9 protein-coding genes, 1 tRNA gene and 1 other RNA gene are annotated in these 10,835 nt (G+C 60.3%); 7 read left to right on the forward strand and 4 right to left on the reverse strand.

Going from position 1 to position 10,835, the window contains the following annotated elements:
• Nucleotides 1–5 precede the first annotated feature (5 nt).
• An RNA gene (gene rnpB, locus DXY10_RS04465) (RNase P RNA component class A) lies at nt 6–399 on the reverse strand.
• A 22-nt stretch (nt 400–421) separates the two neighbouring features.
• Between rnpB and DXY10_RS04470 the strand changes: the two genes are divergently transcribed.
• The 3 genes from DXY10_RS04470 (at nt 422) to DXY10_RS04480 (ending at nt 1,450) form a co-directional block, all read left to right on the forward strand.
• A tRNA-Arg gene (locus DXY10_RS04470) sits at nt 422–495 on the forward strand.
• A 95-nt stretch (nt 496–590) separates the two neighbouring features.
• Nucleotides 591–956 carry a hypothetical protein gene (locus DXY10_RS04475; RefSeq protein ID WP_115016608.1) on the forward strand — a complete coding sequence of 122 codons (366 nt, stop codon included), beginning with the start codon at nt 591–593 and terminating at the stop codon, nt 954–956.
• A 38-nt stretch (nt 957–994) separates the two neighbouring features.
• Entirely contained in the window at nt 995–1,450 is a 456-nt protein-coding gene (locus DXY10_RS04480; RefSeq protein WP_115016610.1) for a hypothetical protein, read from the forward strand.
• Nucleotides 1,451–1,635: 185 nt separating this feature from the next.
• Here the strand turns inward: DXY10_RS04480 and DXY10_RS04485 are convergent, their stop codons facing one another.
• Nucleotides 1,636–4,158 (reverse strand): glycogen/starch/alpha-glucan phosphorylase, encoded by a 2,523-nt coding sequence (locus DXY10_RS04485; protein WP_115016612.1) that lies wholly within the window; start codon nt 4,156–4,158, stop codon nt 1,636–1,638.
• Between the two features lie 228 nt (nt 4,159–4,386).
• On the opposite strand from DXY10_RS04485, the gene DXY10_RS04490 reads away from it, so the two are divergent.
• Nucleotides 4,387–5,781, forward strand: coding sequence for a cation:proton antiporter (locus DXY10_RS04490; protein ID WP_115016614.1), 1,395 nt, complete (start codon nt 4,387–4,389; stop codon nt 5,779–5,781).
• 3 nt (nt 5,782–5,784) lie between these two features.
• Here the strand turns inward: DXY10_RS04490 and DXY10_RS04495 are convergent, their stop codons facing one another.
• Nucleotides 5,785–6,114 (reverse strand): hypothetical protein, encoded by a 330-nt coding sequence (locus tag DXY10_RS04495; protein ID WP_115016616.1) that lies wholly within the window; start codon nt 6,112–6,114, stop codon nt 5,785–5,787.
• Nucleotides 6,115–6,155: 41 nt separating this feature from the next.
• Between DXY10_RS04495 and DXY10_RS04500 the strand changes: the two genes are divergently transcribed.
• Both DXY10_RS04500 and DXY10_RS04505 read left to right on the forward strand, forming a co-directional pair.
• Entirely contained in the window at nt 6,156–7,187 is a 1,032-nt protein-coding gene (locus DXY10_RS04500; RefSeq protein WP_244281928.1) for an alpha/beta fold hydrolase, read from the forward strand.
• Complete coding sequence (locus DXY10_RS04505) at nt 7,187–8,095, forward strand: galactose mutarotase (RefSeq protein ID WP_115016618.1); 909 nt, start codon at nt 7,187–7,189, stop codon at nt 8,093–8,095. The genes DXY10_RS04500 and DXY10_RS04505 overlap by 1 nt, the downstream gene beginning before the upstream one ends.
• Here the strand turns inward: DXY10_RS04505 and DXY10_RS04510 are convergent.
• A complete protein-coding gene (locus tag DXY10_RS04510; protein ID WP_256359470.1) occupies nt 8,060–9,268 on the reverse strand; it encodes an FAD-binding oxidoreductase in 1,209 nt (402 codons plus the stop codon). The two genes, DXY10_RS04505 and DXY10_RS04510, sit on opposite strands and share 36 nt — an antisense overlap.
• 68 nt (nt 9,269–9,336) lie before the next feature.
• Between DXY10_RS04510 and DXY10_RS04515 the strand changes: the two genes are divergently transcribed.
• Nucleotides 9,337–10,809: a four-carbon acid sugar kinase family protein gene (locus DXY10_RS04515; protein ID WP_244281929.1), complete on the forward strand. Its 1,473-nt coding sequence runs from the start codon at nt 9,337–9,339 to the stop codon at nt 10,807–10,809.
• Nucleotides 10,810–10,835: the final 26 nt, after the last annotated feature.

Below are 10,835 nucleotides of genomic sequence, written 5' to 3' on the forward strand. Positions count from 1 at the left end.
CAATGAGGTGAAAGCAGGGCATAAGCCGGGTTCTGTTCTCCTTCCTTGGGAAGGGGGCGGTCATCTATCTGGGATCGCCGTTGCCGACGACCTCTAGCGGCGCACTAAAGCGGAACGGGGTAGATGGCCATCCGTCGTTCCTCGGCCTTGCTCCCAGCCGGGGTTTACCGAGCCAGCACCTCTCGATGCTGCTGGTGCGCTCTTACCGCACCTTTGCACCCTTACCTGTGCCGGCGAACCGGCCATCGGCGGTGTGTTTCTGTGGCACTCTCCTCACGGTCACCCGCACTGGGCGTTACCCAGCAAGCCTGGCCATCGGGGAGCCCGGACTTTCCTCAACCAGGCCCATCTCTGCCCGAAGGCAGGCATGCCCTGATCGCGACCACCTCGCCTGCTTTCAAACCCCATAATGGCTGTTGATGGGGCTGTAGCTCAGCTGGATAGAGCGACGGTTTCCTAAACCGTAGGTCGTGGGTTCGAGTCCCGCCAGCCCCGTGATGATTGTCTTGTGATCCCGTAGCCGCCACTACATCTGGCGGGGTGGCGTTCCCTCACTCTGTCGCTAGCGTTGTTGCAGTGAATCCGGTTCCATGACCCAGCTTCACGATCTGCGGCTCCGACTTTTGGTGCAGCAGGAAAGCGAGCGCATTGCTGATTCCCAGCCCACAGACCTCGATCTCTCAGTCGTTCAGGCCCGCTGCCTTTGTTGGTTGGCGCTTTTGGCCGAAGCCCATGAAGATCAGGCCAGTGATGCTGAACGGCGTGGTGATACCGAGCAGGCCATGGGATGGTTTGCCGATTCGATGCGCCTGCGTGACGTGATCCAGGTGGTGTCTTCGATTGAGATCCCTCTTCCGGCCATGTCTGATCTCAGAGATGAAGATGGTGGCGATGGTTTGACTGATTTCCCCTCTGATTCCGACGGATTTTCCGGAGAGCCACCTCTGGCTGCTTAACCAGATGTCATGATGGGGATTGATCTTGAGGGTCTGACGTGCCTGAAGAGCCCTGTCAATGCCCTGACTGCCAGCGCTTCTACCGCGAGCACGATCGCCTGATTCGGGAGTCACCGACTCTGCGGCAGCAGCAGGAACTCAGTTGGGCTGCTCTTCAGGCCTTCCGCACGCTCTCCGGTCGTGTGCTTGAGGATCTTCAAAAACAGCATGGAGCTCGTCCTGCCGAAGCTCAGACCCATGCAACCCCTGTAGGCCCCACCGAGGAGCCAGCCGACGCCCTGCATCAAGCAATGGCTGATCTCGAGAACATCAACGCTCACCTGTTTTCGATCGAAGCGTTGATGGAACGCATTTTTGATGTGCGCGTTCCTGAAACGATCGAACAGAAGTTCCGGGAACTCGCTGGCGAGCTCGCCCCGGATCCTCTCAATGCTGATCGTCTTCGCTTGAATCGTTTGCTGCACCAGACCCCGGATCTTCCTGATCGCAGCTGATCTGATCCCATCTGATCTGCGCAGTTCGAATTACAGAACGCTCTCAATCAACGCAGTGCTGAAGCTGTGATCGATCGTTTCAGCTGAGCTAGATCTCTCGGAAGTCTTGAGCCTGGAACTGACGATGATGATCACCTTGCTGAGGTGCTCCCATCGCCAGCATTCCAGTTCGTTGAGGTGCTAGATCAGCGAACGTCGCAGGTGATATCCACTTTCAGTGGCTTCACGTTCCAGATGTGATCACAGTATTCCTGGATCGAACGATCGGAGGAAAAGAAGCCGCTCCGAGCAGCATTCAGTACTGACATGCGATTCCACTTGCTGCGATCACTCCATGCCTTGCTAACAGCATCTTGGGCCCGTAGATAGTCAGCGAAGTCGGCCATCACGAAGAAGGGGTCGCTGTGGCTGAGGTTGTCGATCAGAGGCCGGAACAAGTCAGCGTCGCCGTTGCTGAAGTGGCCGGTCTGGATCAGATGAATCGCTTCTGAAAGCTCGGGGCTTGAGTCGATCACCTCCCACGGGCGATAGCCACTGCGTTTGAGTGCAGCGATGTCCTCCACCGTCTTACCGAACAGGAAGAAGTTGTCCTCACCGACTTGGTCGCGGATCTCGACGTTGGCGCCATCGAGGGTGCCGATGGTGAGTGCTCCATTCATTGCGAATTTCATATTGCCGGTGCCTGAAGCCTCCTTGCCGGCGGTTGAGATCTGCTCGGAAAGATCGGATCCTGGGTACACCTGCTCGCCCAGTTTCACGGTGTAGTTGGGAAGGAAAACCACGCGTAAACGACCATCCATGTCTGGATCAGCGTTGACCGTTTCGGCGATGCCGTTAATGAAGCGGATGATCAGCTTGGCCATGTAATAGCCCGGAGCGGCTTTGCCTCCGAAGATCACGGTGCGAGGTGCCATGCCGTCGGCCTGGCCGTTCTTGATCCGCAGGTACTGGGTGATGATCTGAAGCGCATTGAGATGCTGGCGCTTGTATTCGTGGATGCGCTTCACTTGCACGTCGAACAGGCTGGCGGGATCCACCAGGACGCCTGTATGGCGATGGATGTAGCTCGAGAGTTTGCGTTTCACCGTCAGCTTGGTGTTGCCCCACTGCTCGAGGAAGCCACTGTCGTGTTGATGGGCTTCCAGCTTGCGCAGGTTCTCCATGTTGGAGATCCAGTCGCTGCCCACGTGTTGCTCGAGTAGGGAGGACAGGGGGGGATTGGCCAATGCCACCCAGCGCCGTGGTGTGACGCCGTTGGTGACGTTGGTGAACTTCTCGGGCCAGAGGGCGGCGAACTCTGGCAACAGTTGGGTGCGCACCAGTTCGGAATGGAGCGCGGCCACCCCGTTCACATGGTGAGCACCAATCGTGGCCAGGTGGGCCATACGCACGGCCTTGCCGCCGTCCTCATCAATGATGGACAGCTTGCGGATGATGGCGTCATTGCCTGGGAAGCGCAGGCGCACTTGTTGCAAGAAGCGTCGGTTGATCTCGTAGATCAGCTCCAAGTGGCGAGGTAGGAGATTGGAGAACAGGCCCAGATCCCACTTCTCAAGCGCTTCGGGCAGCAGAGTGTGATTGGTATAGGCCACTGAGCGGGTGGTGATCTCCCAGGCTTTTTCCCAGGTCAGGTGGCGATCGTCGATCAGCAGCCGCATGAGCTCGGCCACGGCGATAGCGGGGTGGGTGTCATTGAGCTGCACCGTCCAGTAGTCGGCGAAGTTCTCGACGGCCAGCCCGCGCTGATCGAGGCTGCGCAGCATGTCCTGAAGGGAACAGCTCACGAAGAAGTGCTGCTGTTTCAGCCGCAGCCGGCGGCCTTCATCAGTTCCATCGTTCGGGTAGAGCACCTTGGAGAGGGTTTCGCTACCAACCTTCTCTTCCACGGCGCCGTAATAATCGCCGATGTTGAAGGCATAGAAGTCAAAGCTTTCCGTGGCATCAGCACGCCAGAGACGGAGGCGGTCGCAGGTGTTGACCCGGTAGCCCAGCACTGGCACATCGTGGGGCACTCCAATCGCGTGCTCTGCCGGAATCCAGCGGGAGCGGTAGTTGCCCTTGTCGTCGGTGTAACTCTCGGTGCGGCCACCGAAGCCCACAAAGCAGGCCTCGTCCGGCTGGGGCAGTTCCCAGGGCCATCCGCCTTTCAGCCATTTGTCGGTGACTTCGACTTGCCAGCCATCGCGGATCAGTTGATCGAAGATCCCGAATTCGTAGCGAATCCCATAGCCCGTGGCGGGCACCTCGAGGCTGGCGAGGGACTCCATGTAACAGGCCGCCAGTCTGCCCAGCCCGCCATTGCCCAGTCCGGGCTCCTCCTCCACGTCCAGAATCTGCTGCAACGACTCAACCCCGAAGCGGCGCACGGCTTCCTCGGCTTCCTGCTGGATGCCCAAATTGAGCAGGTTGTTGTTGAGTTGTGGGCCGATGAGGAATTCCGCAGAGAGGTACGCCACCGTTTTTTGCGGTCTGGCCCTGATGGCCTCCTGGCTTGCCAGGTACCGCGTCATCAGTCGGTCGCGTACTGCGTAGCTCAGTGCCATGTAGAGGTCATGGCGGCTAGCGGTCGGCGCCAATTTCCCGAGCGTGAAGAACAGGTGCTCGGTCATGCCAGCGAAGACGGCATCGGCATCCAGGCCGGCACGTTCAGGGTCGGCGTAGCAACTTGGGGTCGGTAGGCGCAGATCGAGGGGCTCGGAGATCGTCATGGTGGGGGATATCACTTGGTCGAGAGTTGCCCCAAGTGTGAAGGCCCTGGGCGTTGGCTGCTTCAGACGGTGCAGGAACTGTGACCGAGTCGTGAGCATCCGGCCCAGGCAACTTGTCCACTGTGCGGAACGGAGCCATGGTTGATCCGTCTCCCAGGGCTGCCCATCGAGAGCAGTTGGCGGCCTGGACTTCCCTTAATCTCCCAATCATTCAGGAGTCTTTCATTGATGTTGATCCCGCTTGAGCTGGCCCAGCTCTCGGCGCAGCTGAGCGATCTCAGCAGCCACGACCTCGAGGTCGCGGAGACATTGATCGGGGTGATCCGCTTTCTGCTCATCTTCGTGGCGGCCCGCACCCTGGCAGAGATCCTGGTGCGGTTTCAGTTGCCCACGATCCTGGGGGAACTAGTCGCAGGCGTGATTATTGGAGCTTCCGGACTCCATTTGGTTGTGCCTCCGGAAACCCAGGTTCATCTCAGTGAGAGTTTCAATACTCTCATCGCTGGGTTGGCTTCGATCCCACCGGAAACGATCCCGGAGATCTACAACGAAACATTCCCATCGCTGGAGGCGGTGGCCACTCTCGGCCTCTATGCCTTGCTCTTCCTCACGGGCCTTGAAAGCGAGTTGGATGAATTGGTGGCAGTTGGAGGTCAGGCTTTCACTGTGGCTGTGGCCGGTGTGGTGTTGCCCTTCGCCTTAGGTACCGCCGGTCTGATGCTCTTCTTCGATGTCGATCTGATCCCGGCAGTGTTTGCCGGTGCGTCGATGACTGCCACCAGCATCGGGATCACGGCCAGTGTTTTCGGTGAGCTGGGCTACCTCAAGACGCGAGAGGGCCAGATCGTGATCGGTGCTGCTGTGCTCGATGACATCCTCGGCATCGTCATCCTGGCGGTGGTGGTATCGCTGGCGGCTGGTGGTTCCTTTTCAATTGCACCGATCCTGAAGTTGGTGGCGGCGGCGATCATTTTTGTGGTGGCGGCCATCGGTCTCAGTCGCACCGCAGCTCCAGCCTTTGACTGGTTGATCGACAAGCTCAAAGCCCCAGGTGAGGTTCTGGTGGCTTCTTTTGTGATTCTCTCCTTCAGCTGCTTCGCCGCCACGGCGATTGGTTTGGAAGCGGCATTGGGAGCCTTCGCAGCCGGTCTGATCCTCAGTGGTTCGAAGCACAATCACGCGATTCAGCAGGCAGTGCTGCCGATCGTCACCCTGTTCGCCACCATTTTCTTCGTGTTGGTTGGTGCCGGAATGGATCTCTCAGTGATCAATCCGCTCGATCCCGCAAGTCGTTCGGCACTGGTCGTTGCAGGTTTCCTCCTCGTGATTGCCATCGTTGGCAAGATTGCGGCCGGCTGGGCCTTTGTGAGTGATCAGCCCACGAAGCGACTGGTGGTCGGCCTCGGGATGATGCCCCGGGGCGAGGTGGGCTTGATTTTCCTTGGCTTAGGCACCAGCGCTGGTCTGCTCTCCCCTTCGCTGGAGGCAGCCATCCTGTTGATGGTGATCGGCACCACCTTTTTGGCTCCGGTATTGCTGCGGCTGGTACTCGGTGGTGACAAGCCCGACGATGGCGACAAAGTCGATGACACGGTCGCCGTTGATCCCGTTGGCCTGGTCTAATCCTCAGCTCTCATCCTGCTGCTGGCTGCTCGCCACCAGCAGAAAAAGGCTCCAACCCACCGTGATCAGTGCCAGGCTGGAGCCCCACCCAGGACCCAGGGTCCAGCTGAGCAACAGCTGCACGCCCAGCCCGACAGCGAAAGCCAGCAGCAGGCTGCTTGCCACAAGTGCCACCTGCTGCCAGCGATTGCTGAGTGGACCATCAATCAGGCTGGCTTCAAAGCGACCGAGTGGCTTGCTTAGAGGGAGATAGAGAGATAAGGCCCAGAACAGCGAGCCTCGCAGGATGTCCGGATCCTCAAGGGGGCCATAGCCAAGGGTGAACGCGTCCATGGCACAAGTGCTGGAGAGGCTCTATAGCATCACTGCCCCAGATGGGATCTGTCGTGACCATGGCTCCAGAAAGGGTTCCGGATCGAGATCACGATGGTGCTGTCGATGGTCACCTTGAGGATTTGGTCAGCCTGCGCCTCCCGGATGTTCGCCGCGATCACTGGACTCACCTCGGCCATGCAGTGCATTGCCTGTGTTGTGGACCGAGGGATTCAGATCCTGCAACAGCGGCGGCACAGAATCCTGCTGTGCTGTTGGTGCATGGCTTCGGTGCCTCCACCGACCATTGGCGCCATAACGTTCCCGTCCTTGCATGCAGCTATGAGGTGCATGCCCTTGATCTCCTTGGCTTTGGTCGCAGTGCCAAGCCGGCAGGTCTCACCTACGGCGGTGCGCTGTGGCGTGATCAGCTGATGGCCTACATCCGCGAGCGGATTGGTCGCCCCACCGTGATTGTGGGTAATTCTCTGGGGGGTTTTGCGGCTCTTGCCGCCGGTGCTGCTCTTGGTGACGACTGCGCTGGTGTGGTGCTGCTGAATGCCGCCGGCCCCTTCAGCGATGAACAGAGGCAGCCCGAGGGGTGGGGAGCGATTGCCCGTAAGACCATTGGCATGGCCTTACTGCGAAGTGCCTTGCTTCAGAGGGTGTTGTTTGAAAACATGCGTCGTCCAGCCACGATCCGGCGCACCCTGAATCAGGTGTATCTCGACCCCACCAATGTCGATGATGAGTTGGTCGAGGCGATCCGGGTGCCCTCCTGTGACCCTGGAGCGTTTGGGGTCTTCCGCACCGTCTTTGACATCCCTAAGGGTCAGCCGCTGGATGAATTGTTCTCCCAGCTGCAAGCACCGCTCTTGCTGCTTTGGGGCATTCGCGACCCCTGGATCAACGCCGCCGGGCGGCGAGCCAGTTTTCAACGCCATGCGCCCGCGGCCACCACTGAAGTGGTGCTGGAGGCTGGCCACTGCCCCCATGACGAGGTGCCAGAGCAGGTGAATCGGGCAATGCTGGATTGGTTGCAGGGTCTTTCGTTCGAACGAACGGCAGCGCCAAACTTGGATGTCCCAAGCTGATGGCCATGACGCTCATCCAGCAGTCCGCTCCCTATCCCCATTGGGAGTTTGTTCATCCCAGTAGCGGAGATTGCCTGCGGATCGTGCCTGAACGGGGCGGGTTGGTGACCGCGTGGAGCTGCGACGGTCGGGAGATGCTCTATTTCGATCAGACCCGCTTCGCTGATCCTGCCAAGAGCATTCGGGGTGGCATTCCGGTGTTGTTTCCGATTTGCGGCAATCTCCCCGGGGATGTGCTTCCGGTGGATGGTGTGAATCACATCCTGAAACAGCATGGCTTTGCCCGGGATTTGCCTTGGAAGCTCCAGTTGCTTGAGGATCAGAGCGGTCTTCAGCTCACGCTCACAGATACCGAGCAAACGCGAACGGCGTTTCCATTCCCGTTTCAGTTGGTGATGGCGCTTCGGCCGCTAGCTCAGGCCCTGGAGATCACGACCACGGTGACCCATATGGGCCATGGCTCGGGGGCCATGCCTTTTAGTTTCGGTCTTCATCCTTATTTCAAGGTGAGTGATCTCGGCCGCACCCGCCTTGAGGGCCTGCCTGCTCGCTGTCTGAATCATCTGGAGATGGCGGAGGCGGACACGGCCCCGCAGTTGGCCCGCCTGCCTGAGGGTGTGGATTTCCTCTGTCGTGAGGCAGAGGGCCCGGTGACCCTCATCGATCAACGGGCCGGCATCAAGGTGCAGCTCGATCAGCCTGCACCGATGGATCTCACCGTGATCTGGACTGAGCCACCTCGACCCATGGTCTGTCTGGAGCCTTGGACTGGACCGCGGCAGGCGCTGATTAGCGGTGACCACAAACTGCAGCTTGCAGTAGGCGAGAGCATCGAGCTTCGCTGCACATACAGGGTTAGTGAAGTTGGAGGCTCAAGCAATGGGGACAGGCTTGGCCACGCCGGGTAGGCGGCCGCGGCTGAGTTGCTGCAGCGGATCGAACTGGCGCTTCACCGCTTCGATCAGGGGTCGTGATGGGGCGTCTGTCCAGGCCGGCAGAGTCTCTTCTGAAGGTTGGCTGATGGGCTGGATCAAAACGCTGAGTCGGCCCCCCAGAGCTGTCACGCGACTGCGCAGGGCCTGCACCTGCGCCCTTGTGCTGGCTTGATCACTCCAGGCATCGCCGCAACCAGCCCCTGCAGCTAGGTTCCAATGCCAATCTCTCAGGGCTTGGGCCTCTTGGCTGCTGAATAGGGCTTGCGCTTGGCTGGGAGGCAGGCTGATTCTCAGCAGCCACTGCTGAGAATCTTCGTCGTCTGGGTTCGTTGGTCGTGCTGCAGGCGGTGGCAGGGGTCCATCCCAGGGGTGTCGTTCCGCCTTCAATCCGTGGGTCTCTGCGAGCGACTCAAGGCGATTGAGCTGGTCTCTCACCGCCGCGTCGCTGACGCTCGCAATTCCCGCCTGGATGCCCAGCTCCTGCTTGGGATCTTGCTGCCAGTTGAGCAGTTCGAGGGTGAGAGTGCTCGCGACCACCTCCGCTCGCCAGGCTTCGAGGGCATCCAGGGCTCCCTTGAGGTTGAGGAGGGCCCGCGCTGGTCGAATCGGCTGCACCCTCAGGGTGAGTTCGCTGATCAGAGCCAGGCTGCCCCAGCTGCCGCAGAGCAGGCGCATCAGGTCGTAGCCAGCAACATTCTTCACCACCCTGCCGCCGGCATGCGCTTCGAGACCGTCACTGCGGATCAGGCCGATGCCGATGATTTGATCACGCACACCAAGATGCCGATGGCGCAGGCCCCCTGTCAGGCCCCTGGCCACCAGCCCTCCCACTGTGCCGGCGGTCTTGGCCTGGTGGTGACTGCCCCAGGGCCAGTCGATGGGCAGCCACTGGTTTTGTTCCGCCAGCGCTGCTTGCAGATCCGTCAGGCTCAGGCCTGCCTGCACACTGATCGTGAGGTCATCAACGGCATGCTCCAAGACTGTGTTGCACTGGCGCAGGCTGATCAGAGGAGACGGCTGCAGGGCTGCTCCCCAGTGCATACGGGTGCCCAGCCCGGAGGGGATCCAGGGGCTGCTGGTGGCATGGAGCTCTCGCACCATCGTCTGCAAGTCCGCCAGGCTTTCTGGTGTCAGCGTTGTGGGCAAAGCGGTGGATTCGTGGTGAGCGGCGGAACGGCTGATGGTGCTGGGGTGGTGCGGAGGATGATCGTGCCATGGGCGCTGTCATGACCACGCCTGTGCCACCGCGGAGAGCTGGAACGATCGTTGTCATTGATGATGATCCCACCGGATCCCAGACGGTGCATAGCTGTCCGTTGCTGCTGCGTTGGGATGTGGAGACGCTGCGGCGTGGTTTGCGCCACCCTTCGCCGTTGTTGTTTGTCCTGGCGAACACCCGGGCTCTGACGGCCCCAGAGGCAGAGGCTCGCAATCGGGAGATTGTGGTGGCTTTGGCGGAGGCGATGCAGTTGGAAAACCTGGCGGCCCAGGAGGTGTTGCTGGTGAGCCGCGGTGACTCCACGCTGCGGGGCCATGGGGTGCTGGAGCCACAGGTGCTGGCGGAGGAATGGCAAGCCCGCTTTGAGCCTGTGGATGCCACCCTTCATGTCCCTGCTTTCCTGCCGGGGGGACGCACCACCATCAATGGTGTGCATTTGCTCAATGGTGAGCCTGTGCATACGACCGCCTTCGCTCAGGATCGGCTGTTTGGTTACAGCACCAGCGATTTGGCGGCTTGGTTGGATGAGAAGAGCGCCGGACGGATTTCGGCGGCCTCCGTGGTCCGCTTGGATTTGGAGCTTTTGGATGGCGCCGCTGCTTCCGTCTGTGGTGAAGGGGATCCCGCCGGCTTACAGGCCTTGTTGGCTCGGCTCATTGGGATGGAGAACAACTGTGCGGTTGTTGTGGATGCGCTTCGGTCGGAACAGTTGCAGGCACTGGGTGTGGCGGTGCACCAGTTGAAAGGCCGCAAACGCTTTCTGTTCCGCTCTGCTGCCAGTCTCCTCAATGGTTTGCTTGATGGTGGCCCTGAGCCGTTAGGGCCGCAACCGATGGATCCAGTCGGGCTGGCCAGACTGCGACGGGTCGCGTCAAGTTCCGATGGTGGCGCACTTCCAGGCTTGGTCCTGCTGGGTTCCCATGTCCCTTTGGCTGATCGGCAACTTCGGCGATTGCTGCAGGCGTCGGCCTGCCGTGGTGTGGAGCTTCCTGTGGCCAGGATTGCCCGTGTGTTGGAGGGAGGGCATGCCGAATGGCTGCTGGCTGACCTGGAGGCTGAATGGCGAGATCAGCTACAGCAGATCTTGATCTCGGGGTGCACGCCTGTGCTCTACACCAGTCGCGGTGAGTTGCCCTTTGGCTCAGGAGAGGCCGCCGCTGCTCGCAGATTGCACTTTGGGATGGCCCTTGCCCGTTTAATGGCTCGCCTGGTGGCCGCCGTGGCAGACCAGCTCGGGTACGTCATCAGCAAGGGGGGCATCACGACCGGCACCTTGCTGGCGGAGGGGTTGCAGTTGCCTGCCATGCAGCTCGAGGGCCAGCTCTTGCCAGGGTTGTCGCTCGTGCGGCCGATGGAGGACGGGGCCTCTGAGACTGTTGCAGGTTTGCCGATCGTGACCTTCCCTGGGAATCTTGGTGATGACAACACCCTTCTCGAGGCCTGGCGACTGATGCAGGGTGATGCCTGAACCTTCCGTTGCCTGAACCATGCGTT

The sequence above is a fragment of the Synechococcus sp. UW140 genome (assembly GCF_900474295.1).
GTDB lineage: Bacteria > Cyanobacteriota > Cyanobacteriia > PCC-6307 > Cyanobiaceae > Synechococcus_C.